This window comes from Micromonospora sp. URMC 106, from assembly GCF_051386395.1.
Classification (GTDB): Bacteria; Actinomycetota; Actinomycetes; order Mycobacteriales; family Micromonosporaceae; genus Micromonospora.
Genome location: NZ_JBPQTP010000081.1, coordinates 1 through 24,135, shown reverse-complemented (window position 1 = coordinate 24,135; position 24,135 = coordinate 1). Strand labels below are relative to the sequence as shown.

General features: G+C 73.3%; 22 protein-coding genes and 1 pseudogene. 4 read left to right on the top strand and 19 right to left on the bottom strand.

Annotation, left to right across the window (positions count from 1 at the left end):
• Positions 1 to 26 precede the first annotated feature (26 nt).
• From ACSNOB_RS22640 to ACSNOB_RS22575, 14 genes and pseudogenes are all read right to left on the bottom strand, one after another.
• Entirely contained in the window at positions 27 to 818 is a 792-nt protein-coding gene (locus tag ACSNOB_RS22640) for a glycerophosphodiester phosphodiesterase (RefSeq protein WP_436688451.1), read from the bottom strand.
• 10 nt (positions 819 to 828) lie between these two features.
• Positions 829 to 1,164, bottom strand: a complete 336-nt coding sequence (locus ACSNOB_RS22635; protein ID WP_436688450.1) for a rhodanese-like domain-containing protein — start codon at positions 1,162 to 1,164, stop codon at positions 829 to 831.
• A gap of 52 nt (positions 1,165 to 1,216) precedes the next feature.
• The gene (locus ACSNOB_RS22630) at positions 1,217 to 2,155 is read right to left on the bottom strand and encodes an LCP family protein (RefSeq protein ID WP_436688449.1); all 939 of its coding nucleotides are present in this window, start codon (positions 2,153 to 2,155) and stop codon (positions 1,217 to 1,219) included.
• 247 nt (positions 2,156 to 2,402) lie between these two features.
• On the bottom strand, positions 2,403 to 3,617 hold the full coding sequence (locus ACSNOB_RS22625) for an LCP family protein (RefSeq protein WP_436688448.1): 1,215 nt from the start codon (positions 3,615 to 3,617) through the stop codon (positions 2,403 to 2,405).
• Between the two features lie 235 nt (positions 3,618 to 3,852).
• A complete protein-coding gene (locus tag ACSNOB_RS22620) occupies positions 3,853 to 5,091 on the bottom strand; it encodes an LCP family protein (protein WP_436688447.1) in 1,239 nt (412 codons plus the stop codon).
• A 78-nt stretch (positions 5,092 to 5,169) separates the two neighbouring features.
• The gene (locus ACSNOB_RS22615) at positions 5,170 to 6,147 is read right to left on the bottom strand and encodes a UDP-glucuronic acid decarboxylase family protein (protein ID WP_436688446.1); all 978 of its coding nucleotides are present in this window, start codon (positions 6,145 to 6,147) and stop codon (positions 5,170 to 5,172) included.
• Between the two features lie 93 nt (positions 6,148 to 6,240).
• Positions 6,241 to 7,914, bottom strand: coding sequence for a solute symporter family protein (locus ACSNOB_RS22610; protein ID WP_436688445.1), 1,674 nt, complete (start codon positions 7,912 to 7,914; stop codon positions 6,241 to 6,243).
• Entirely contained in the window at positions 7,892 to 8,263 is a 372-nt protein-coding gene (locus ACSNOB_RS22605; RefSeq protein WP_393108477.1) for a DUF485 domain-containing protein, read from the bottom strand. The genes ACSNOB_RS22610 and ACSNOB_RS22605 overlap by 23 nt, the downstream gene beginning before the upstream one ends.
• A 266-nt stretch (positions 8,264 to 8,529) precedes the next feature.
• Positions 8,530 to 9,066 (bottom strand): annotated as a pseudogene (locus ACSNOB_RS22600) (flavin reductase family protein); the annotation flags it as partial.
• 372 nt (positions 9,067 to 9,438) lie between these two features.
• The gene (locus ACSNOB_RS22595; protein WP_436688444.1) at positions 9,439 to 9,936 is read right to left on the bottom strand and encodes an SRPBCC family protein; all 498 of its coding nucleotides are present in this window, start codon (positions 9,934 to 9,936) and stop codon (positions 9,439 to 9,441) included.
• A 231-nt stretch (positions 9,937 to 10,167) separates the two neighbouring features.
• The gene (locus tag ACSNOB_RS22590) at positions 10,168 to 11,868 is read right to left on the bottom strand and encodes an ABC transporter permease (protein ID WP_436688443.1); all 1,701 of its coding nucleotides are present in this window, start codon (positions 11,866 to 11,868) and stop codon (positions 10,168 to 10,170) included.
• Entirely contained in the window at positions 11,853 to 12,617 is a 765-nt protein-coding gene (locus tag ACSNOB_RS22585; RefSeq protein WP_436688442.1) for an ABC transporter ATP-binding protein, read from the bottom strand. Before ACSNOB_RS22585 ends, ACSNOB_RS22590 begins: the two co-directional genes overlap by 16 nt.
• A 116-nt stretch (positions 12,618 to 12,733) precedes the next feature.
• Positions 12,734 to 14,374 carry a cation acetate symporter gene (locus ACSNOB_RS22580; RefSeq protein WP_436688441.1) on the bottom strand — a complete coding sequence of 547 codons (1,641 nt, stop codon included), beginning with the start codon at positions 14,372 to 14,374 and terminating at the stop codon, positions 12,734 to 12,736.
• 1 nt (position 14,375) lies between these two features.
• The gene (locus ACSNOB_RS22575) at positions 14,376 to 14,726 is read right to left on the bottom strand and encodes a hypothetical protein (protein ID WP_393108660.1); all 351 of its coding nucleotides are present in this window, start codon (positions 14,724 to 14,726) and stop codon (positions 14,376 to 14,378) included.
• A gap of 343 nt (positions 14,727 to 15,069) precedes the next feature.
• On the opposite strand from ACSNOB_RS22575, the gene ACSNOB_RS22570 reads away from it, so the two are divergent.
• Entirely contained in the window at positions 15,070 to 15,597 is a 528-nt protein-coding gene (locus ACSNOB_RS22570; protein WP_436688440.1) for an RNA polymerase sigma factor, read from the top strand.
• Positions 15,584 to 16,819 (top strand): WD40/YVTN/BNR-like repeat-containing protein, encoded by a 1,236-nt coding sequence (locus tag ACSNOB_RS22565; protein WP_436688439.1) that lies wholly within the window; start codon positions 15,584 to 15,586, stop codon positions 16,817 to 16,819. Before ACSNOB_RS22570 ends, ACSNOB_RS22565 begins: the two co-directional genes overlap by 14 nt.
• A gap of 46 nt (positions 16,820 to 16,865) precedes the next feature.
• On the opposite strand, the gene ACSNOB_RS22560 is transcribed toward ACSNOB_RS22565, so the two are convergent.
• Positions 16,866 to 17,120 (bottom strand): hypothetical protein, encoded by a 255-nt coding sequence (locus ACSNOB_RS22560; protein ID WP_436688438.1) that lies wholly within the window; start codon positions 17,118 to 17,120, stop codon positions 16,866 to 16,868.
• 123 nt (positions 17,121 to 17,243) lie between these two features.
• Here ACSNOB_RS22560 and ACSNOB_RS22555 point away from each other — a divergent pair, with 123 nt between their 5' ends.
• A complete protein-coding gene (locus ACSNOB_RS22555) occupies positions 17,244 to 17,990 on the top strand; it encodes a hypothetical protein (RefSeq protein ID WP_436688437.1) in 747 nt (248 codons plus the stop codon).
• Positions 17,991 to 18,063: 73 nt separating this feature from the next.
• Here the strand turns inward: ACSNOB_RS22555 and ACSNOB_RS22550 are convergent, their stop codons facing one another.
• From ACSNOB_RS22550 to ACSNOB_RS22535, 4 genes are all read right to left on the bottom strand, one after another.
• Positions 18,064 to 18,825: a LytR/AlgR family response regulator transcription factor gene (locus ACSNOB_RS22550; RefSeq protein WP_436688456.1), complete on the bottom strand. Its 762-nt coding sequence runs from the start codon at positions 18,823 to 18,825 to the stop codon at positions 18,064 to 18,066.
• A 26-nt stretch (positions 18,826 to 18,851) separates the two neighbouring features.
• Complete coding sequence (locus ACSNOB_RS22545; protein ID WP_436688436.1) at positions 18,852 to 20,102, bottom strand: sensor histidine kinase; 1,251 nt, start codon at positions 20,100 to 20,102, stop codon at positions 18,852 to 18,854.
• Positions 20,103 to 20,141: 39 nt separating this feature from the next.
• Complete coding sequence (locus ACSNOB_RS22540) at positions 20,142 to 21,713, bottom strand: sugar transferase (protein WP_436688455.1); 1,572 nt, start codon at positions 21,711 to 21,713, stop codon at positions 20,142 to 20,144.
• A 264-nt stretch (positions 21,714 to 21,977) separates the two neighbouring features.
• The gene (locus tag ACSNOB_RS22535) at positions 21,978 to 22,838 is read right to left on the bottom strand and encodes an Fpg/Nei family DNA glycosylase (protein ID WP_436688435.1); all 861 of its coding nucleotides are present in this window, start codon (positions 22,836 to 22,838) and stop codon (positions 21,978 to 21,980) included.
• 24 nt (positions 22,839 to 22,862) lie between these two features.
• Here ACSNOB_RS22535 and ACSNOB_RS22530 point away from each other — a divergent pair, with 24 nt between their 5' ends.
• Positions 22,863 to 24,131, top strand: a complete 1,269-nt coding sequence (locus ACSNOB_RS22530) for a glycosyltransferase (RefSeq protein WP_436688434.1) — start codon at positions 22,863 to 22,865, stop codon at positions 24,129 to 24,131.
• Positions 24,132 to 24,135: the final 4 nt, after the last annotated feature.

Genomic DNA, 24,135 nt, shown 5'->3' with positions numbered 1-24,135 from the left:
GGCTTCCGGACACCCCTGTCCCGTGCTCAGCGGCCCAGGTGCGCCAGCGTGTGCGCCGGCCGGTCGGTGATGACGCCGTCCACCCCGGCGGACAGGACGAGGTCCAGGTCGGCCGGCTCGTTCACCGTCCACACGTAGACCTGGTTGCCCGCCGCCCGCAACGCGGGCACGAGCTGCGGGCGGGCCCGCACCAGGGCGATGCCGGGCCCGGCGGTCCGGGCGCCGAACGGCAGCCGCCCCAGCCGCAGCCAGCGCGGCAGCACCTCCAGCAGCAGCACCGTGGGCAGCGCGGGGGCCAGCTCCCGCGTCCGGCGTAGGGCCAGCGGGGAGAACGACATGACGGTGACCCGTACCGGATCGTCCGGTTTCGGCTCGGTCAGGCCGTACCGGCGCAGCAGCGCGACGAGCCGGCGCTCGACGTCCCCGCCGTAGCGGGAGGGGTGCTTGGTCTCCACCAGCAGCCGGACGGGCCGCCCGGCGGCGAGCACCGCGTCGAGCAGCCGTTCCAGGGTGAGCAGCCGGGTGTGTGAATCGTCCAGCACCTCGTCGCCGTCGGCCGGTACGCAGCCGGGGTGCCAGGAGCCGAAGTCCAGCGCCTCCAGCTCGGCGAGCGTACGCGCGCTGACCAGCCCGGTGCCGTTGCTGGTGCGGTCGAGCCGACGGTCGTGCACGCAGACCAGGTGCCCGTCCCGGGTCAGCCGGACGTCGCACTCCAGCCCGTCCGCGCCCTCGTCCAGGGCGCGCAGGTACGCGGCGAGGGTGTGCTCGGGCAGGTCGTACGACGAGCCGCGGTGCGCGAAGACCAGGGGTGCGCCCATCCCGTCCGCCCTAGAGGACCCGGCCCGGCTGCCCGTTCTCGGCGACCACCGGTCGCCCGGCGGCGGCCCACTCGCCCATCCCGCCCTCGACGTTGCGCACCTGGTCCCAGCCGTTGCGCATCAGGTAGGCGACGACCTGGGCGGAGCGCCCGCCGGAGCGGCAGATGACGGCGACGTCACGGTCGGTGGGCACCTCGGCGATCCGGGCCGGCAGCTCCATCATCGGCAGGTGGTGCGCGCCGGGAGCGTGGCCGACGGCCCACTCGTCGTCCTCCCGGACGTCGAGCACGTAGGCGTCGTCGGCGATCTCGGTCACGGTCACGGTGGGAACCTGGGGTCCGAACACGCGCCAAGCCTAGATCCTCGCCCGGCCCACCGTCGGGGGGCGGTCCCGCACGTCACAGTCGGGTGACCCACCGGGGGTTGGCCCGCGCCCACTGCGGCACGCGGGTGCCGCGTACCGCCTCGAACAGCCCGTTCCCGCCGTTGTCGAGGACCACGTACGAGACCTGGTCGATGGTCTGCGGGTGGGACGGCACCTGCACGCCGCGCAGCGCGTCGGCCGGCAGGTCGCGCAGCGCGAGGACGAGGTCCTCCAGCGGTACGCCGTTGGTGTCCACGGTCAGCGAGCCGCCCACCGCCCGGATCACCTGGTCGAGCTTGACAGGGTTGGTGCGCAGCGACGTCTCGCTCGTGCGCTCCAGCAGGGCCCGGAGCAGCTGCTGCTGGTGCCGCTGCCGGTCGTAGTCGCCGCCGGGCAGGTCGTAGCGCTGGCGGACGTAGTCCAGCGCCTCGCCGCCGTCCATCTGCTGGCAGCCCGGCTGGAAGACCCGGTTGGTGTGGATCGAGCGGACCTCGGTGTCCACGCACATGCGTACCCCGCCGAGCAGGTCGATGACCTTGCGGAAGCCGGAGAAGTCGATCAGGGCCGCGCCGTCGAAGCGGATCCCGGTCAGCCGGGCCAGGGTGGCCGAGAGCAGCCGGGTGCCCGGCTCGCCGCCTCCGCCGTGCTCGTACGCTGCGTTGATCTTGTCCTGGCCGCCGCCGAAGCCGTTGCCCGCCGGGATGGCGACCAGCAGGTCGCGGGGGACGGAGACGAGGTACGCCTCCCGTCCGCCGGCCGGCACGTGCACGATGAGGATGGTGTCCGACCGCCGGTCCGCCGCGCTGCCGCTCTGCCACCGGTCGGTCCCCACGAGCAGGTAGTTCAGCGGCCCGTCCGGATCGGTCCGCTCCCGGCGGGCGGTGGGATCGAGCAGTTGCTCCCGGACCACGGAGCGCTCGTACCGGTCGGTCAGGGCCCGCAGGCCGACCACGGCGAGCCCGGTCAGCAGCACCACGGCCAGGCCGAGGCCGAGCAGGACGCGGGGCCAGCGGGCGCGGCGGGGCCGGGCGGCCCGGGCGTCGGCCCCGGTCCGTGCCCGACCGTCGCGCGCCGATCTGGACGTGGCTCCTCCCCGCGGGCCTGTACGTGAATCCTTCTCACGTCAGGCTAGGGGCGGATCGGCCGGCCCGGGCCGGTTCGCAGGAATTGCCGCGCCCCGGCCGCTCCCGTCCGGATCCGGGCCGGCGCCGCCGCGGGCACTACTCGCGGCTGGAAATCACCCCGGGGTTGGCGAAGACGAACTGGGCGAGCTTGTCCTGCTTGACCGCCTGGAACATCTCCATCGTCTGTGGGCTCAGCGTCTCCCGGCTGCCGTCGCCGTGGAACGTGCCGCCGTTGGTCTTCAGCATCACCAGGTCGTTGCCGGTCACCCCGCGCATGGTGAAGATGAAGTCGGCGATCGGCACGCCGCCGGTGTCGAGGATGAACGCCTTGCCCGCCGCCTTGATCAGCTCGTTGAGCTTGAGCGGATTGGTCAGCGTGCCGTCCTGGGTGGCCTTCTTGGCCATCGCCTTGATGAGCTGCTGCTGGTTCTGCTGCCGGTCGTAGTCGCCGTTCTTGAGGGACTTGCGCTGCCGGGAGTAGTCCAGCGCCGCCCAGCCCTCCATCTCCCGGCAGCCCTTCTTGTGTACGACGGGCGTCATCTTCTTGCCGGTCTTCTTGGCGTCCGCGTTCCACATCGGCTTGCCGTCGACGTACGACATGTGGATCGACTTGACCTCCTGCTTGACGCAGATGCGCACCGTGCCGAGGGTGTCGATGACGTTCTTGAAGCCGCCGAAGTTGATGATCGCGGCGCCGTCGAAGCTGATGTTGGTCATCTTCTTGATCGTCTGCGCCATCAGCTGGGCGCCGCCCTCCCAGCCGCCGCCGTTGCGGGCGCCGGCCTGGAACGCGGCGTTGATCTTGTCGACGCCGCCCGGGTATCCGCTCTTCTTGAACGCCGGGATCTGCGCCTCGGTGTCCCGGGGGATCGAGATCAGGTAGGCCTGGTCGTGCGTGGCCGGGATGTGCAGCACGATGATGCTGTCCGCCCGGACGTCGTCGGCCGCCCACCGCTCCCGGGCGTCCACGCCGAGCAGCAGCATGTCGATCGGGCCGTCCAGGGTGGCGCCGCCCTCGGCGTCCGACTTGCCCGCGTCGCCGAGCAGGTTGCGCTGGGCGATGTTGCCGGTGGCCTCGCTGATCAGCGCCTTGCTGCCGACGATCGCGACACCACTGAGCATCATCAGCACGGCGCCGAAGACCAGGGTGAGTCGGGCCCAGAGGGGGTCCTTGCGGCGCGGCCGCTTCTTCGCGGGCCCGCCGCCCGTCTTTCCGCCCTTCCCCGGCTGGGTCGGGATGGTCGGTGCGACCCGTACGGGGCCGCGGGAGGACTCCAGCGCCGGAGGGCGACGGCTGGTCTGAACCGGCATGCGTGCTCCAGCTCGCGTGGTGAGGGGGCGGGATCACTTTACGGACGCTTTTTCATCCTGGGTAGTTCGTCGGGCCGTCAATTGTCGTTGTCCCGGCCGTCATCCAGGGAAACTGACCGAACGTACACATCGATACGACCGGTCGGCGGTTGGCGCACAGAAAGCCGAAAGCCGGCCCTTGACCCGCGACGACGTCCGTCGATCGGGTGGCGGGCCGGCTTTCCGGTGTCGCGCGTCAGTTTCCGGTGCCGTCGGTCTTCTGGTTGGCCTTCACCCACGCGGTCATGGTGTCCGCGGACATCGCCTTGTACATGGCGAGCGCCTTCTCCTTGTCCGACACCACCACCGACTCCCCGTTGATGGTCTGGCTGCCGACGTGCGGGCTGGTGACGAAGGTCAGGTTCTCGCCCCGCAGGTTGCGGAACTGCACCGCCATGTCGACCAGCGAGAAACCCTCGTCCACGGTGACGGCGGCGGTGACCGACTTGAGGAAGTCGTTCAGCTTCTTCGGATTGGTCAGCGTGCCGGTGCTCGCCGCCTTGTCCATCAGAGCGCGGAGGAACTCCTGCTGGTGACGCATCCGGGCGAAGTCGCCGTCCGGGAACTGCTTGCGCTGGCGGATCCAGTCCAGGGCCTCGGCGCCGTCCATGTGGTTGGTGCCCTTGGTGAACGTCCGGTACGGCTTGTGGATCGAGGTGATGGTCCGCTCGACCTTCAGGTCGACGCCGCCGAGGGCGTCGGTGACCTGCTTGAAGCCGGCGAAGTCGATCGCCATCACGTGGTCGAGCCGCACGTCCGTGAAGCACTCCACCGTCCGGACGGCCAGCGGCAGCCCGCCGAACGCGAACGCACCGTTGATCTTGCCGCGCTGGCCGGAGCCGCACTCCGCGTTGGCGCTCTCCGGGATCGGCACATAGAGGTCGCGGGGGATGGAGACCAGGTACGCCTGCTGGTGGTCGCTCGGGATGTGCATCACGATGATCGTGTCGGCCCGCCACTTGCTGGACTGGTCCACCGGGGCGTCCGGGTCCCGCGAGTCGCTGCCGACCAGCAGGATGTTCAGCGCGCCGTCCACCGCCTTGGCGGGCCGCCCTCCGGTGATCTCGGAGAACGGGTCGGTGCGGGCCAGGTCCTCGTTGAGGCTCCGGGCGTAGAACCAGGCGCCCGCCCCGCCCAGCAGCGCGAGGACCAGCACGGCCACGCCGGCCACCAGGCCGATCCGGCCCCACCGGGGCCGCGCGCCGCGCCGCCCCGGGCGCTCGGGGCCGCCGGGGCCACCCGGGCCGCCGGGACCACCCGGACCTGACGGACCACCCGGGCCGCCGGCCCGTGGTTCGTCGGCGGACGGGTACCAGCGGGCCTCGGTCGACCGGGCACGGCCGGCGGCGTCCCGGCCGGAGCCGGGCACCGACGCGCGCCCGGCGCTGCGGTGCAGGTACGGGAGCGGAACACCGGCGGGCGTGGTCGCTGACATGTAACTCAGGGTACGTACGTCTGGCCACTGTCGCCTTCAGGCGAAGCCGGCGTTTGCCGGCGCCGCCCGGGCGAGCGGTTACCCTAGCCGCTCGCGGAAGTACTCGATCGTGCGCCGGAGGCCGTCTTCGGGCGCGACGGTCGGCTCGTATCCGAGCAGCTCGCGGGCGCGGGTCAGATCGGGGCGGCGCATCTCCGGGTCGTCGGCGCTGCGGGTGATGTAGGTCACCTCGGAGCTGCTTCCGCAGAGCGACACGATCGTCTCCGCCAGTTGCCGCATGCTCATCTCGTGCTCGGTGCCGCAGTTGATCGGCCCCGTCTCCCGCGAGTCGAGCAGCAGCAGGATGCCGCGCACCAGGTCGGCCACGTAGCAGATCGAGCGGGTCTGGTTGCCGGTGCCGTGCACGGTGATCGGCTCGCCGCGCAGCGCCTGGGAGATGAACGTCGGGATGGCACGGCCGTCGTCGGGCCGCATCCGCGGGCCGTACGTGTTGAAGATCCGGACGATCGCGGCGTCCAGCCCCCGGCTGCGGTGGTAGGCCATCGTCGCCGCCTCGGAGAAGCGCTTCGCCTCGTCGTAGACGCTGCGGACGCCGATCGGGTTGACGTTGCCCCAGTACGTCTCGCGCTGCGGGTGCTCCTTCGGATCCCCGTACGCCTCCGAGGTGGAGGCCATCAGGAACCGGGCGCCGTCGGCGACCGCGCGGTCCAGCAGGTGCAGGGTGCCCACCGAGCCGACCCGGAGGATCTCCACCGGCAGCTTCTCGAAGTCCGTCGGGCTCGCCGGGGAGGCCATGTGCAGGATGGCGTCGAACCGCTCGGCCAGGGCCGGGTGATGGGTCGGCAGCCCGTCGGAGATGTCGGCCTCGACCAGCGTGAACCTCGGCTCGTCCGCCAGGTGGGCGACGTTCTCCTTGGACCCGGTGACGAAGTTGTCCAGGGCGACCACCGTGCAGCCGCGGGCGATCAGCGCATCCACCAGGTGTGACGGTACGAAACCGGCACCGCCCGTGACGAGGATGCGGTGACCGGGGCCGAAGCGCGCAGCAACGTTCATGCCGGTCAGCCTACCCACCGCCACGGTCGCGCACCCGGCGTGGCCGGAGGGGCCCCCGGCTCCGCGGGGACCCCTCCGACGGGTGGGCCGGGATCAGTGGGCGCCGGCGCCGGTGAGCGCGCGTACCTCCAACTCGGCGTACTTCTCCTCGTCGTGCTCCTTCGAGAGCACGGTCCCGAGCCAGCCGCAGAGGAAGCCGAACGGGATGGAGAGGATGCCGGGGTTGGACAGCGGGAACCACTGCCAGTCCTGCTCAGGGAACATCGAGGTGGGCGCACCCGAGACCACCGGCGAGAAGAACACCAGCAGGACGGCGGAGAGCAGGCCGCCGTAGATGGCCCAGACCGCGCCCGAGGTGTTGAACCGCCTCCAGAACAGGCTGTAGAGGATCGCCGGCAGGTTGCCCGAGGCGGCCACCGCGAAGGCGAGCGCCACCAGGAAGGCGACGTTCAGGTTCTGCGCGAAGATGGACAGCACGATCGAGATCGCGCCGATCACCAGGGCGGAGACCCGGGCGACCCGGACCTCCTGCCGCTCCGACGCCGTCCCGTTCTTGATCACGTTGGCGTAGAAGTCGTGCGCCAGGCTGGACGAGGAGGCCAGGGTCAGGCCGGCCACCACGGCCAGGATGGTGGCGAAGGCGACCGCCGCGATGATCGCCAGGAGGGTGGCCCCGCCCAGGTCGCCGCCGAGGAAGTCGATGCCGAGCGCCTCGGCGAGCTGCGGTGCGGCCGTGTTGCCGGCCTTGTCCTGCGCGGTGATGGCCTCGCCGCCCACCAGCGCCGCGGCGCCGAAGCCGAGGGCCAGGGTGAGCAGGTAGAACGTGCCGATGATGCCGATCGCCCAGAGCACGCTCTTGCGGGCCGCCTTCGCGGTCGGCACGGTGTAGAACCGGATCAGGATGTGCGGCAGGCCGGCCGTGCCGAGCACCAGGGCGATGCCGAGCGAGAGCAGGTCCATCTTGCTGTAGAAGGTCTTCAGTGCGTCGCCGGGTGTGTCGACGCCGTACCGCAGCCCGGGTTCCAGGAACGCGCTGCCCTTGCCGGACGCGGAGGCGGCGTCGCCGAGCAGCGACGACAGGTTGAACTTGTACTTCGCCAGCACCAGCAGGGTCATCACCAGCGCGCCGCCCATCAGCAGGAACGCCTTGACGATCTGCACGTACGTGGTGCCCTTCATGCCGCCCACCGTGACGTAGACGATCATCAGGGCACCGACCATGATGATGGTGGCGACCTTGGCGGTGTCCGCGTCCATGCCGAGGAAGGTGGTGCCCGGCTTGATGCCGAGCAGCAGCGCGACCAGCGCGCCGGCGCCCACCATCTGGGCCAGCAGGTAGAAGATCGACACGGTGATGGTGGAGACCGCCGCGGCGGTGCGGACCGGGCGCTGGCGCATCCGGAAGGCCAGCACGTCGGCCATCGTGTAGCGGCCGGAGTTCCGCAGCAGCTCCGCGACCAGCAGCAGGGCCACCAGCCAGGCGACCAGGAAGCCGATCGAGTAGAGGAAGCCGTCGTAGCCGTAGAGGGCGATGATGCCGGCGATGCCGAGGAACGAGGCGGCCGACATGTAGTCGCCGCCGATCGCCATGCCGTTCTGGAAGCCGGAGAAGGACCGGCCGCCGGCGTAGAAGTCGGTGGCGGTCTTGGTCTGCCGGCTGGCCCAGATGGTGATGGCCAGGGTCACCGCCACGAAGACCAGGAACAGCGTGATGGTGAGGTTGCGGGCGGTGCTGTCGCCCGCCTCAGCCGCGAGGACCGTGTTCATGCGTCACCTCCCCGATCTCGGCGCGGATCCGGTCGGCGATCGGGTCGATCTTCCGGTCGGCGTACCGGGAGTAGAGCCAGGCGATGACGAAGGTGGAGACGAACTGGAGCAGGCCGAAGACGAGGGCGACGTTGATGTTGCTGCCGAAGAGCTTCGTGCCCATGAAGTCCCGCGCGTACGCGGACAGGATCACGTAGAGCGCGTACCACAGGAAGAACGCGACGGTCATCGGGAAGACGAAGCCGCGCAGCGCGCGACGCAACCCGGCGAACTCGTCCGACCGCTGTACGGCGAGGTACCGGTCCGCCGCCGAGGCGGAGGGCGCGGACGCGGGTGTGTCCGTGGACATTTGTGGATCACCACCTTCACAGGCGTGGGGAGTTTCGCGCACGGTAGAAAGTGCGCTCCCCGCCGTGGAAGGGCGAGATCGACGCCGGTCGGCGGCTGCGCCGAACGGCACGGTGGCTGCGCCGAGTGACCCAGCTCACTCCGCTTAACGGTCGTCGGGTGCGCGTGCGGGCCGGTCGAGCGGTCACCGGCATGTCGGGACCTGGAGGCCGAGCGGCATCCGGCCGGTCGAACGGTCGTCGGGTCGACGCCGTCGGTCGCCGGTCGTCAGGTCAGCTCGCGGTACCTGCCCCGGTAGTGCAGCAGCGGGTCCGTCTCCCCGGTCAGCTCGACGGCCTCGATGGTGGCCTCCACCAGCAGGCCCCAGCCGTACTCGCGGGCGGCGTCGAGCCGGCACCCCGCCCAGCCGCCCGCGTCGGCCGGCACCGGGCCGTAGGGCGTGTCGGTCCACGCGCCGGTGGCGAAGAGGCCGCCGGGCGACGGGAAGAGGCCGGCGAACCGGTCGGCGAGCTGCCGGTGCGACGGGTTCAGCGGGGCCACCGCGAAGCGGCCGGCGGACTCCACCGCCGCCCACAGGTCCGACTCCGGGTCGACCAGGCCGAGCAGCCGGTCCGGCTCCCCCTCCGCGACCAGCGTCGACGACACCGTCAGGCCCGCCGGCCCGGGCGCCGTCCAGAGCGTCACCGGCGACGCCAGCCGGCCCCGCAGCCGGCGTACGGGGGAGCGCTGCCCGGCTGGCACGGCGAACGGGTCGGTGTGGTGGATCTCGGCGCCCGGCTCATGATTCACGTGAAACATTGTGCCGCCCACCCCACCCCGCCGGGCCCGGACGCGTCGTGGCGGGCGCCCTTCCCGGCCCGCCCTTCCCGGCCCGCCCGTCCCCGGGCACCCGGGCACGCGCCCGGCCGAGGGAAGCGGTCGTGCAGGTCGGTCGGCCGGGTGTGCCCGTCGAACTGGGCGAGCTGGTCGGCCGCCTCGGTCAGCAACGGGACCGCCGCTTGAGATCTTGGACGTTCCCGGCCCCTATAGGGGCCCTTCCCTGCCAAGATCTCGGTGGTGGTGCGCCCCGACGCCTGGTGATCGTTCGTCAGGGTGTTCCGGTCGCCCCGAGCCGGCTGAGCGCCTCGGGGCGCGCGCGGGATGCGCGGCGGGGGCAGGGCGGCGTACCGTCCGTGCTCAGTCGTCGTCCGCGGCCAGTGACCGGCGGGCGGCGGCCAGCACCTCCGGGTCCGCGCAGCCGGCGGCGTAGCCGGCGATCCGGCGGCGGATGTCGCGGCCGAGCAGCCACCCGCCGATCCGCTCCGCCACCGGGCGGAGGAACGCCGGCCGGCAGCGGAAGCTGTATCGCCAGGTGGCGACGGTGGAGCCGGGTTCCGGGGCGGGCGCGAACCGCCAGCCGCCCGCGAACATCTCGAAGAACCACGGCCCGTGCACCATCTTCATGCCGACGTGGCTCGGCGGCGCCCACGAGACGTACTCGCTCACCATGATCAGCCCGTGCCGCGACCGGGTGAAGGTGCGCACCCCCTTGCCGGGCCGGGTCGCCCCGTCGGTGAAGTGCTGCTCGCGGACGAACGGGTCCCACCGGTAGCGCACCGGCGCGGTGGTCTGGGAGACCGCGAAGGCCAGCTCGGGTGGCACCGGGACGGTCACCACCGCTTCGACGACGGGCATCACGCCATTGTGCCGCCGGCCGGCAAGGCCCGACCTCGCGGCGCGGATACGCCCAGCGGGGTCGGCACGCGTCGGTGCCCGGGAGGTCCGTCGCCCGCTGCGGCCCTACGTAGCCGGTCGTCAGGCACAGGACGCCCGTTGCCGGCCCGCGTCGACCGGCGTCAGTCGTAGCTCGCCGCCGCTGACCGACAGCTCGGTGATCCGCCGGTTGCGGCCCGACGGTGTCGGCTCTCAGCGGCGCGGGGTCACCGTGGCGAGCAACTCCGGCATGCGGCGGTCCAGCACGTCGCCGGCCAGGTACGCGCCGAGCAGCGCCGCGCCCAGCCCGTACGCCGCGCCGAGCGGCAGGGCCAGCCAGAGCCAGACGTCGCCGAGCAGCCCGGCGGCCACGACCATCGGCACCGCCGCCACCGCCGTGGCGAGCATCGCCAGCAGGGTGAGGAAGCCCTTCGCCAGCCCCGCGCCGGTGTTCATCGCGAACGGGTTGCTCGTCTCCGGCAGCGAGTACGCCCCGAGCACCGAGACGAAGCAGTTCACCGCCAGCCCCGCGCCGTAGGTCGCGAGCAGGGTGCCCGCCATCACCCCGACCCAGCCGGGCTCGCCGAGGACGGCGGCGAGCACGATCGCGACGACAGCCAGCATGGGCAGCACGTAGAGCGAGAACGCGGTCATCCGGGCGCGCAGCTCCACCTGGCCGGGCACGCCCGCCACCACGTTAGCGGCGTACGCGCTGCCGTCGAAGCCGAACTGGTTGGCCAGGGTGACCGCGGCGAGCACGCCCACGAAGAGCATCGACAGGCTGACCAGCACCGGCGACAGCGTGTCGGGGACGCTGAACCCCTGCTCCGCCCCCACGTCGAAGCCGGAGCCGCCGAGGTTGACCATGACCGGCACGAAGATGCCGACCACCGCGACGGTGATCAGGTTCGCCCGGCGTCGGGCGTCCCGCCACCAGTAGCGCGCCTCTCGGGCGACCAGGGCGCCGAACCGGTCCCGGCGGGCCCAGCCGACGGCCCTCGGGAAGAGTTGGGCGACCGCGCCGCCGGTCACGCCACGCCGGGCGGGGGCGGGGCCGGCGCTGGCCGCGCCCACCATGGCCGACTCGAGCGAGCGGGACCACCAGGCCAACAGCGCCACGATGCTGACCGCCGTGATCAGCAGCTTCACCGGGGCGGCCCAGGGGCGGCCCTCGGCGACGTCGATGCCGGCCGTCCACGGGGCCCCGAACGGCGTCCAGCCGACCACCTCGGCCACCCCGTCGAGCCGGTCCCAGTCGGCGTCGCCCAGCGCGGCGACGCCCAGCAGCTGCAACGGCCCGAGCAGCGCGGCGAGCACGGCGAGCAGCACGGCAGCCAGGTCACGGACCCGGCGCGACCGCAACGCGGTGGCGAACGCGCTGGTGACGGCCCGGGCCGCCGCGACGCAGAGCAGCAGCCCGGCGGCCACCCCGACCGCCATGACCGCGGCGGCGGACCAGCCGCCCAGCGCCCCGGCGGTGACCACCAGGCCACAGAGGGCCAGCAGCATCGCGATGGTGGGGACGCTGACGAAGGCGGCGGCGAACAGCCCGGTGACGAGCGTGCGGCGGGGCAGCGGCAGCAGCGCGAACCGGGCCGGGTCCAGCGTCTCGTCCACCCCGAAGAAGACCAGCGGCAGCAGCAGCCAGCCGAGCACCGTCAGGCCACCGCCGAACGCGGCGACCATCAGCGCGTAGCGGCCCTCGTCGGCCAGGCCGGGCGCGGCGAAGAGGAAGAAGCCGGTGCCGGCGGCCCAGAGCCCGCCCACCACGCCGGCCACGAAGAGGGCGACCCGCCAGCCCTGGCCCCGGAAGTTGTTGCCCATCACCCGCAGCTTGAGGCGGACGAAGTGCCGGGCGGAGACCCGCCGGACCGACGTCGCGGGGGTGGTCGGGGCGCTCACCGCGACAGCCACGCCAGCTCCTCGCCGGTCGCCGTACGGCCGCCGACCACCTCGACGAAGACCTGCTCCAGCGGCCGTCCGCCGCGCACCTCGTCGATCGCGCCGACTCGCTTGATGGTGCCCGCCGCCAGGATCGCCACGTGCGAGCAGAGCCGCTCGACGACCTCCATGACGTGGCTGGAGAAGACCACCGTCCCGCCCCCGGTCACGTACCGGTGCAGGATGTCCCGGATCAGCGCGGCGGAGACCGGGTCGACCGCCTCGAAGGGCTCGTCGAGCACGAGCAGCCGGGGCCCGTGCAGCAGCGCGCAGGCCAGGCCGATCTTCTTCTTCATGCCCGCCGAGTAGTCGACCACCAGGGTCCGGCCGGCGTCGGCGAGCGCGAGCACGTCCAGCAGCTCCGCCGCCCGCTGGTCGACCACCGCCGGGTCCATGCCGCGCAGCAGGCCGTGGTACGCGAGCAGCTCCGCGCCGCTGAGCCGGTCGAAGAGCCGAACGCCGTCCGGCATCACGCCGAGCAGTTGCTTCGCGCCCACCGGGTCGGCCCAGACGTCGCGCCCGAGCACCCACGCCCCGCCGGCGTCGGGCCGGAGCAGGCCCACCGCCATCGACAGGGTGGTCGTCTTCCCCGCGCCGTTCGGGCCGAGCAGACCGTAGAAGGAGCCGGCCGGGACGTCCAGGTCGACACCGGCCACCGCGACCTTGCCGTCGAACTGTTTCGCCAGGCCACGCAGGGAGAGAGCCGGGTGCTCAGCAGTCATGCGTCCGACCGTATCCGGCGTCGGCCAGCCACCGGTCCGGCCGCAGGATGATCCCCGGTCATCCCCGAGACGTACCCCGGACGGCCCGCGTCATCGTCTCGGACGGCGGGCGCTCCTCACAGCCGCAGCGCCTCCGGGGCGTGCAGGCGGAGCATGGTGGCCCCGACGTCGGCCGGCGCCCGGCGGCGGGTCGCCACCGACACCGTCACCATCACGGTGAAGGCGAGCGGCACCGTCCAGGCGGCGGGCTGCGCGGTGAGCGTGGCCGGCCAGCCGGACAGCGGCGGGCCGAGCACGGTGACCAGCACCGCCCCGACCGCCGCGCCGCCGCCGACCAGGATGCCGGCGGCGGCGCCGAGGTCGGTCAGCCCGCGCCACCAGATGCCGAGCACGAGCAGTGGGCAGAAGCTGGACGCGGCGACAGCGAAGGCCAGCCCGACCACCTGTGACACGTCCAGCCCGGCGAGGTTGAGCGCGAGCACCGCCGGCACGGCGCCGGCGATCACCGTGGCGAGCCGGAAGCCGCGCACCGAGCCCCGGCCCAGCACGTCCGTCGAGATCACCCCGGCGACGCTGGTGAGCAGCCCGGAGGAGGTGGAGAGGAAGGCCGCGAACGCGCCGGCCGCGACCAGCGCGGCGAGCAGCCGACCGGTGGTGTCGTCGCCGAGCGCGGCGCCGGGCAGCAGCACCACCACCGCGTCCGTCTGGCCGGTGACCAGCAGTTGCGGGGTGTAGACGCGGCCGAGTACCCCGTAGATGGTGGGCAGCAGGTAGAACGCGCCGACCAGGGCGAGCACCACGAGCGTGGTGCGCCGGGCGGCGGCGCCGTCGGGGTTGGTGTAGAACCGCACGAGCACGTGCGGCAGGCCCATGGTGCCGAGGAAGGTGGCCAGGATCAGCGAGTAGGTGGCGAACAGGCCCCGGTCGTCGTCCCCGGCGGTGCTGGGCAACAGCCAGTCGGCCGCGTCGGTGGCCACCCCGGAGACCTCCGGCACCGGGTCGCCGGCGGCGAACGACAGCTCGTCGCCGGGGCGTACCTCGACTGTCCGGCCGTCGGGGAGGGTGAGGGTCGCGCGGTGCTCGACCACCACGGTGGTCGCGGTCCGGAACGTCGGCCCGTCGGGCGGGGTCACCGCCGGGCGGGCATCGGCCTGCCACTGCAACGCCAGGAAGATCGCCGGTACGGCGAGCGCGGTCAGCTTGAGCCAGTACTGGAAGGCCTGGACGAAGGTGATCGCGCGCATGCCGCCGAGCGCGACGTTCGCGGTGACCACCACGGCCACCAGCAGGGCCCCCAGGGGGTACGGCGAGCCGGTCACCGTGGCCAGCGTCAGCCCCGCCCCCTGGAGCTGCGGCACCAGGTAGAGCCAGCCGATGAAGATCACGAAGACGGTGGCGAGGGTGCGCAGCCGGCGCGACCCGAGCCGCAGCTCGCAGAAGTCCGGCAGGGTGAACGCGCCGGAGCGGCGCAGCGGCGCGGCCACGAAGAGCAGCAGCGCGAGGTACCCGGCGGCGAAACCCACCGGGTACCAGAGCACGTCGACGCCGTACTTGAGGATCAGCCCGGCGACCCCGAGGAAGCTCGCCGCCGACAGGTACTCCCCGCCGATCGCGGCGGCGTTCCAGGTCGGGCTGATCGCCCGCGACGCGACCAGGAAGTCGGAGGTGGTGCGGGCCAGCCGCAGCCCGTAGAAGCCGATGCCGACGGTGACCAGGGTGACCGCCACGATCGCCGGGACGACGAAGCCGTTGCCCACCTCAGCGCTCCGGCCGCTGGACCAGGTCGGTGAAGTCCTGCTCGTTCCGTTCGGCCAGCCGCACGTACGCCCAGCCGACCGCGATCAGGAACGGGAACGAGACCACGCCGAGCAGCAGCCAGGGCAGGTTGACGCCGAGCACGGTGATCCGGCCGACGTCGGGCGCGATGGCGAAGAGCCACGGCAGCCCGCCGAGCCCGATCGCCACCACCAGGGAGAGCCGCAGGGCCAGCGCGAGCTGGGCCCGCACCAGCCCCCGGACGAGCGCGTCGCCGACCCGGGTCTGCTGGGCCAGCTCGGCGCGGGTGCGTTCCGCCCGGTCCTCCCGGCGGGACACCTCGGCCAGCACGATCCGCGCCCGGGGCTGGGGGACGGAGGCCGGTCCCGGTACGCCCGCCCGGGGCTGCCCGGCCGCCCCCGGCCGTGGCTGCTCCGGCGGCCCGGGCCGGCCTGCGGTCCGAGCCGCCCGGGTGCGATCGTCGGCGGCGGCCACCCCGGCAGTCTCGCCTGATCAGCGGGAATGTCAAGGGTGCCGGCCGCCGTCCCGCCGCGCCGCGCGCCGGCTCGACGGAGCAGTCCACACCGGGCTGTGCACAACCTGTGGATAACGGGTCAGCCCTGTGGATAACTCCGTGGAAACCGCCGTCACCGGAACCTTCTGCCCTGCTGGCGAGTGGGAGAGATGGAGAAGGGAGGTGACTGTGTCCGACGGCGATCCGATCTCGGAGGTCTACGCCGGCTGTTTTCGCCGGCTCGTGGTCCAGCTCTACGCGGTGACCGGCGACCTGAACGAGGCGCAGGAGGCGGTCCAGGAGGCGTTCACCCGGGCGCTGGCCGCGCCCCGCCACTTCGCCCGGCTGGAGAACCCGGAGGCGTGGCTGCGCCGGGTCGCGGTGAACGTGGCGCGCAGCCGCCACCGGCGCCGGCGGATCCTCGACGGGCTGCTGCGCCGGATCGGTCCGCCGCCCGCCGTCGCCGATCGTGCGCCGGAGCACCTTGCGCTGCTCGCCGCGCTGCGCGGGCTGCCCGACGGGCAGCGGCACGCGCTCGCCCTGCACTACCTCGTCGATCTGCCGGTCGACGAGGTGGCGGCGACGCTCGGCGTCTCCGCCGGCACGGTCAAGTCCCGCCTGTCGCGCGGCCGGCAGGCGCTGGCGGCACTGCTCACCGACTCCGACGCCACCACCAGCACGCAGACCGGGAGGGCCCATGTCCGATCGTGAGTTCACCGGGTTCGACGTCGAGACCGTCGCCGACGCCGTCCGTCAGCCGCCGTTGAGTCAACTCCGGCGCACGGCGCGGCTACGTCGCCGGCGCAGGGCGACCGGCGTCGGCCTGGCGGTCGCACTCGCACTCGGCGGCACGGCGGTCGCCCCGTTAGCCAGCGGCGGGGGCGGGGCGGACTGGGCGGGCCTGGACCCCACCAGCCAGCCGGCCGAACCTCGGGTGGTGAGCCATCTGGTCGTGCTCTCCGAGCGGTCGGCGGTGGCCGTGGAGGACGCCGACAACGGGTGTCGGTTGAGCTTCACGGCCACCGTCGACGCCGGGCGTACCTGGTCGGGCTGGCGCACCAACTACCTCGACGGCCCGTGCAGGTTGGACGCGGCGGGGCGCCGCGCCTCGGACGTCCGGTTCACCGTGCTCGACGAGCAGCGGTACCTGGTCAGCATCGACGGCACCCAGGTCGTCTCGCTGGACGCCGGTCGCACCTGGCGGAGCCTCGCGTCGGTGGTGACCGAGGTCCGCGCCTTCCCCGAGAATGCCCAACCGGTGCGCTGCCAGGAGTTCTGCGGGGCGATGCCGCGCCTCTTGGCGGTCGATCAGGACACCTGGCGGGTGTACCGGCTCACCCACGCGCCCCAGGCGTTCGGGCCGGATACCGTGGACTGGGCCGACGACGGTGCCCTCTGGTTCATGTCGCCCGCGCCCGAATACGGCGCGCCTGCTTCGGTCGCCCGTAGCGTCGACCGGGGGGCGACCTGGCACACCTCGACGGTGCCCGAGGGAGTGTGGGCGAACTCGCTGGTTGCCGTCAGTGCGCAGGAGGCGTACGTGCTGGGCCAGACCGTGCCCGCCGACCCGAACGGCGGTGAGCCCACCCGCCCGGCCCGACTGCTGCACACCACGGACGGCGGCCGGTCCTGGGCGGATGTCGCCACGAACCTGCCCTCGACGGATTCTGTCCGGGGGATCACCCTGGGCGCCGACGGGGCTCTGCTCGTCGGTGACGCGACCTCGACCTCCGTCACGTCGTCCGTGTGGACCAGCCGGGACAGCGGCCGGCACTTCACCCGCAGTACGCGGACCGGCAACGAGGGCAAGCTCGGCACGTCCCGGGGACTGGTCTGGCTGGCCGATCGGGAGGACCCGACCGACGCCAACTCCGTCGTCGTCCAGGTCAGTGCCGACGGCGAGAACTGGAGCCGACTGACGCTCCCCCGATAGGCGATTCCCTCGTCGATGGCGAGCGGCAGCCGGCCCTGGCCGGTGATCACCTCCCTCGCGGCGGCGGGCGCCAGGTGTAGCGTCTCCTCGCCACGGGCACCAGGTCACGGGTGATCACCAGCAGGAACGGCACCGTGCCCTCGGTCGATTCGGGCAGGCCGGCGGCGCCGCTGACGGCCGCCGCGCGCAGCGGCGCGACCAGGTCGCGGAAGGCGTCCTCGGACAGGTTGGCGAGGCCGGGTAGCCCAGTTCCACCAGTCGGTCGAGCTGGTGGTCGAATTCGGTCGCGGGGTCGTAACAAGAGCAGCCTCCCTGCGCGTACGGAGCACGTACGTCGTACGGAAGGTGCCGTCTGTTCCGAGCGGATCCGTGAGTGGCGCCGGATCCATGCAACCCCTTCGGACCGATTCTCCGTCCTTAGGTCGTGAAGGTCGAGAAGGTGGTCAACAGGCGGCTCGGCGTCGTGCTGGCGGTGCTCCTCGGACTGGCCGGTTCCAGCGGGGCCGTCGCCATCGGCCGGGGGCCCGGCGGCGCTCGCGTCGCCGCGCTGACCGTCACCGCGTCGGCCACCGGGGTCCGGCCCCCGGATCCCCCGCCGCCGGGCGCCAGCGTCCGCCTCCCCCCGGTCCTGGGCCGGTCGGAGCCGGCCACGGCCACCGCGGAGCGGTTGGTCGCGGCGGTGGACCAGGCCCTCCGCGAGAGTGCTCCGGGGGCGGCCTGGACGGGGCGGCCGGACCGCCGGCGCCCGGGCTACGTCTACCAGCAGCGGCGGGACGGCCGCCTGGCCTCCGTCACGGTCGGCTCCCCGGTGGTGCACCAGGGGCGAAGTGGCGTCCTCCACGTGCGGATCAGCCTCGACCCGCCCGGGTCGGCCGGCCCGGCTGCCGCTTTCGACTGGTCCTGCCGGAGCGCGGACAGGCGCCGGGGTGCCATGTGCGAGGCGTCGCGGGAGCCGGACGGCGTGCGGACGAAGATCCAGACGAGCGTCGGCGCGGGCGGGTCCGTCCGGCACCGGATCGACGTCGAGTTGCCCGACGTCGGTCGACTGCGGCTGGACGTCTCGAACGACTCCGGCGCCGCCCGGGGCCGGCCCGCCCAACCCGATTCGCCGCTGATGATGGAGGAGGCCAGGGCGATGGCCCTGCACGTCGGCGGCAGGATCGCCGGCTGACCGTGGCCGGGCCGTCGCGGCGTTCCGGGAGCGGCCACGACCCGTGCGAAGGCGCCGGTGTGCACCACCGGGGTCAGCGGTTCCAGTCCTGCTTCGCCGCGCGGACCAGCTTGTCCTTCAGCTCCCGGGTGTGCCGGCGGCTGACCGGCAGCTCGGCCGAGTCGATCACCACGACGTAGCCGGAGTTGACCAGTCGCAGCTCGGCGATCAGCCTGAGCTGCACCAGGTACGACCGGTGGATCCGGACGAAGCCGGCGTCCGCCCACCGCTCCGCCAGGGTCGCCAGCGACACCCGGACCAGGTGCGAGCCGTCGGCGGTGTGCAGGCGGGCGTAGTCGCCCTGCGCCTCCACCCAGCGCACCGCCGAGCGGGGCAACATCCGGGTGGTGCCGGCCAGCTCGATCGGGATGGTCGGGTCCTCCTCCGTCCGGGCCAGTGCCGCCGGGTGCGACGGCACCACCCGCGAACCGATCACCCGGCGCAGCGACTCGGCGAGCCGCTCGGCGCGTACGGGCTTGCGGACGTAGTCGGTGGCGCCCAGGTCGAACGCGTCCACCGCCCCGTCGTCGTACGCGGTGACGAAGACGATCGCCGGCGGCCGGGCGAACCGGCGCAACACCCGGGCCAGCTCCATGCCGTCCAGCCCGGGCATCCGGATGTCGAGGAAGACCACGTCCACGTCACCGTCGCGGAGCACCCGCAGCGCCTCGGTGGCGTCCCCCGCCGTGTGCAGCCGGGCCACCCGGGGGTCGGCCCGCAGGTGGTACGCCAACTCGTCCAGCGCCGGCGGCTCGTCGTCGACCGCCAGCACCCGGAGGAAACCGGACGCGTTCACCGCGCCGGTCCGGTCGGCCCGCTCGCTCACGAGCCCGCCCGTACGCCGGGGTGGAACTTCGGCACCCGCATGCTCACCTTCGTACCGGAGCCGAGACCCGTCTCGACGACGAGGCCGAAGCCGTCGCCGAAGACCGACCGGAGCCGCTCGTCGACGTTGGAGAGGCCGACGTGCTGGCCCGGGTCGTCTCCGACGGCGGCCCGCACAGCGTCGCCCGGGTCCCCGGTGGCGCCGGCCAGCTCGGCGATGCCGGCGGTCAGCGCGGTCGGATCCATCCCCACTCCGTCGTCCTCCACCGTGATGTGGCACTCCGTGCCCGCGTCCCGGGCCTCGATGCTCACCATGCCCGTGCCCGGCTTGCGGGACAACCCGTGCCGGACGGCGTTCTCGACCAGCGGTTGCAGGCAGAGGAAGGGCAGGGTCACGGGCAGCACCTCGGGAGCGATCTGGAGGCGCACCTGGAGCCGGTCGCCGAACCGGGCCCGTTCGATGGTCAGGTAGCGGTCGATCGAGCGCAGCTCCTCGGCCAGCGTGGTGAACTCGCCGTGCGCCCGGAACGAGTAGCGGGTGAACTCGGCGAACTCCAGAATCAGCTCCCGGGCCCGGTCCGGGTCGGTGCGGACGAAGGAGCCGATCGCGGTCAGCGCGTTGTAGATGAAGTGCGGGCTGATCTGGGCGCGCAGGGCCCGCACCTCGGCGCGGGCCAGCCGCTCGCGGGATGAGTCCAGCTCGGCCAGGGCGAGCTGGTTGCCGGCCCAGTGCGCCGTCTCCAGGGTGGCCTGCACCAGGCCCGGCGCCGGCTGGCCGTCGGCGACGGCGACCAGCGCGCCGGCCGTGCGCCCGTCGGCCCCGGTCAGCGGGGCGACCACCGCGCCGCGCACCGGGCAGTCCACCCGGTCGCACTGCAGCTCCGAGTCGCCGAGGACGGTGGAGCGGCCCGTCGCCACGGCCCGCCGCGCCGCCGCGACCAGCTGGTCGGCGTGGTGCCCGCCGCGCCCGTCCAGGGCGAGCAGTGTGTCCCGGTCCGTCAGCGCCAGCCCGGCCGCCCCCACCAGGGCCCGCAGGTGGCGTACGGCCTTCGCCGCGTTCGCGGCGCCCAGGCCGGCGCGCAGCGGCTCGGCGGCCAGCCCGGCGGTGTGCAGCACCTCGTAGGTGGCCCGCTGGGTGGCCGTGGCGATGCCCCGCCGCCCGCGCAGCCGCACCACCGCGAACAGGGCCGCGGCCAGCGCGGTGACCAGCGAGACGACGCCGAAGACGGCCGAGAGGTTGCCACCCACGCAGCGATCCTGGCCCCTGTCGGCCCGCACGCCAAGGGGTCAGTACGCGCCCTTTCGGGCGAGCACCACCCCGACGGTGCGCCACAGGATGCTCAGGTCGTACGCCAGCGACCAGTTGTCGACGTAGTAGAGGTCCAGTCGGACCGCCTCGTCCCAGGACAGGTCGGAGCGGCCGGAGACCTGCCACAGCCCGGTCATGCCCGGGCGGACCAGGAGCCGCCGGCGCACGTCGCCGAGGAAGTCGCCGTCGTCGGCGGGCAGCGGGCGCGGCCCGACCAGCGACATCTCGCCCTTGAGCACGTTGATCAGCTGGGGCAGCTCGTCCAGGGACGAGGCCCGCAGGAAGCGGCCCACCGGGAACACCCGGGGGTCCTGCTTCATCTTGAACAGCATGCCGTCGGTCTCGTTCTGGTCGACCAGGCTGGCCAGTCGGTCCTCCGCGTCCACGTACATGGTGCGGAACTTCCAGACCCGGAAGGTGCGGCCCTCGTGGCCGACCCGCGGCTGGCGGAAGAAGACCGGGCCGGGGTCGGAGACGCGGATCGCGATCCCGATGGCCAGGAAGACGGGGATCAGCAGCAGCAGGCCGAGCCCGGCGGCCACCCGGTCCATCAGGTTCTTGGCCAGCAGCGCCGGCCCGGAGAGGGTCGGCTCCTCGACGTGCAGCAGCGGCAGGCCCTCGATCGGCCGGATGTGCACCCGGGGCCCGGCGATGTCGGTGAGCTGCGGGGCGACGACCAGGTCGACGCCGGAGCCCTCCAGCTGCCAGGCCAGCCGGCGCAGCTCGCCCGGCTCGGCGCTGGCGGAGCCGCAGACGGCGATGGTGTCGCCGCCGACCTCCCGGACGAGGGCGAGGACGTCGCGGCCCGCGTACACCGGGACCGGGGTCTCCATGCCGCGGGCGGCCGCGTAGCCGTCGGTGACGTGGATGGCGACCGGCATCAGCCCGGCGGCCGGGTTGCGGGTGACCGCCGTGTAGACCTCCAGGCACTCCGGCAGGGTGCCGACCAGCACCATCCGGTGCCCGGCCTGGCCGATGTTGCGCCGGACCACGTGCAGCACGAAGCGGCAGAGCATCCGGTTCAGCAGGATCAGCAGCAGCGCCGCGAGCAGGGCGGTGCCGACCGTGTAGCGGGACAGGTCGGTCTTGGTGGCGAAGGCCAGGAAGGAGACCGTCGCGGCGACGGCCACGCCGGCGCGGATCACCCGCTTGTACTCGTCCGGCCCCAGGCCGAGGTAGCGCCGGTCGTAGGCCCGGTTGGCCCAGAGGCTGACCACCCAGCCGAGCGGCAGCAGCACGAACGCCACCGTGTGGAACCAGGTGGGGTCCTCTTCGGCGTTGTAGAAGCCCGCCCGCGACTGGTCGAACGTCTCGATGGCGATCAGGCTGGCGACCGCGGCGGCCGCGAAGTCCAGCAGCAGGAGGAGGGTGATGTAGGGCCGGTGCCAGCGCGAGACGCGGCGGCGGGCCCGGGCCCACGCGGATCGGGGCACGCCGTTGTGGGACGGCGACGCCGGCGGCTGGATCTCGAAGCTGTCGACGTGCCGCACGAGTTTGCTCCGGCCTGTGTTGGTTACCGGGCGCTGGAGGCTTGTCGTCACCTCACCCATGTCCTCCCGCATGACACGTGCCGCTCACTCGCCGTGAGGGCCCGGGTCGCCCACCGTCCCAGTCTCCCACGCGGTGCCGACCCGTACGCGGACCCGAGGGACATTGCGCCGGTGTGGTGCCGCCTGGCGTCTGGCCGGCTCCGCGCCTTTTCAGAAGCCGGGGACCGAGCCACTATACCGATGGATGACGGGCCCGGTAGAGCCGCAACTCAGACGTTCGGCGCGCGATGGCCGATTCCGTTCCGTAGTCGGCAGTGTCGTCACTCACCGTACTAGTCGCGACAACCGGCGGTCAGCGAGCGGCTTCCCGCCGGTCTGGCACGTCGGGCAGTACTGGAGGCTGGAGTCGGCGAACGAGACCTCACGGACCGTGTCGCCGCAGACCGGACAGGGCTGCCCCGTCCGGGCGTGCACCTTCAGGCCCGAGCGCTTCTCGCCCTTCAGCTCGGCCGCCTTCTGTCCCACCGACCGGCTCACGGCGTCGCCGAGCACCTGCCGGGTCGCCGCGTGCAGGGTCGCCATCTGCTCGTCGGTCAGCCGGTGGGTCAGCGCGAACGGGGACAGCTTCGCCGCGTGCAGGATCTCGTCGGAGTACGCGTTGCCGACGCCCGCCAGCACCGTCTGGTCGGTGAGCGCCCCCTTGACCTGGCCCTTGCGGCCGCGCAGCCGCTCGGCGAAGGTGGCCGCGTCGGCGGCGAGGGCGTCGGGGCCGAGCCGGGCCACCCCGGGCACCGTCGCCGGGTCCGTGACCAGGTAGACGGCGAGGCTCTTCTGGGTGCCGGCCTCGGTCAGGTCGAAGCCGGAGCCGTCGTCGAGGCGTACCCGCAGCGCGATCGGCCCCTTGCCGGGGCGCAGCGGGGCGGCGGAGCCGAACGCCTCCCGGTAGTGCAGCCAGCCCGCCCGGGCCAGGTGGACCACCAGGTGCAGGTCGCCGTCGAGCACCACGTCGAGGAACTTGCCGTGCCGGCGGGCGTCCACCACCGGCCGCCCGGCGGCGGCGGTGGGCGCCGGGTCGTACGTCTTCAGGGCGCTGATCGCGGCGACCTCCAGCCGGTCGACGCGCCGGCCCACCGCGCGCTCGCGCAGGTAACCGGCGAGCGCCTCAACCTCCGGTAGTTCGGGCACCAGCCAACGGTAGCCTTCTTTCCCGTGAGAATCGTGGTGGCGCACAACCGGTACCGGGAAGCCCAGCCGTCCGGTGAGAACACGATCGTCGACGCGGAGATCGCCCAGCTCACCGCGGCCGGCGTCGAGGTGCTGCCGTTCATCCGCAGCTCGGACGAGATCCCGACGATGCCGAAGACGGCCAAGGCGCTGCTGCCGATCTCCCCGATCTGGGCGCCCCGCGCGCAGGAGGACCTGAGCCGGCTGATCACCGAGCACCGCCCGGACGTGCTGCACCTGCACAACCCGTACCCGCTGATCTCGCCCTGGGTGGTGCGGACCGCGCACCGGCACGGGGTGCCGGTGGTGCAGACGGTGCACAACTACCGTCAGGTCTGCTCCTCCGGGCTCTACTTCCGGGACGGGATGATCTGCCAGGACTGCCGGGGCCGGGCCCTGGGCGTGCCGGCGATCGTGCACCGCTGCTACCGGGGCTCCCGGGCGCAGAGCGCCCTGATGGCGACCACGCTGGCCGTGCACCGGGGCACCTGGCGCTCGGTGGACCGGTTCGTCGCGCTCACCTCGGCGGTCGCCGACCACCTGCGCGACTACGGCATTCCGGCGGAGCGGATCGTGGTCAAGCCCAACGGCATCCCCGATCCGGGCGCGCCCGCGCCGCTCGGCGACGGCTTCCTCTACATGGCGCGGCTCTCCCCGGAGAAGGGGCTGGCCCTGCTGCTGGACGCCTGGCGGCGGCATCCGGACGGCGCGCTCGGCCCGCTGCGCATCGCCGGGGACGGCGAGTTGCGCCCGCTGGCCGAGGCCGCCGCCGCCGAGCGCGCCGACGTGACCTACCTCGGGCCGCTGGACCGCGCCGGCGTACGCGCCGCCATCGAGGCCAGCGCGGTCATCATCGCCGCCTCCACCTGGCACGACGTGCTGCCCACCGTGATCATCGAGGCGCTGGCCGCCGGCCGGCCGGTGCTCGGCACCGCCCTCGGCGGCATCCCGTACCTGCTCGGGGCCGATGCCCCGCGCGAGCCCGCCGGCACCGGCGCGGCCGCCGTCGCCACGGCCGCGCCGGGGGAGGGCCACGTCGCGCTGCCGACCGGCGTGCAGGCGGGCGAGGCGGGCTGGGTGGTGCGCCCGGAGCCGGCCGCCATGGCCGCCGCCCTGCCGGTGGCGCGGGCCGGCGCGGCGCGGCTGGCCCCGGCGGCGCGGGCCCGCTACGAGCGCACCTTCCACCCGGACGTGGTCACCAGGCGGCTCATCGACATCTACGCCGGCGTCTCCCGCACCCCCACGCCCCGCTGACCAC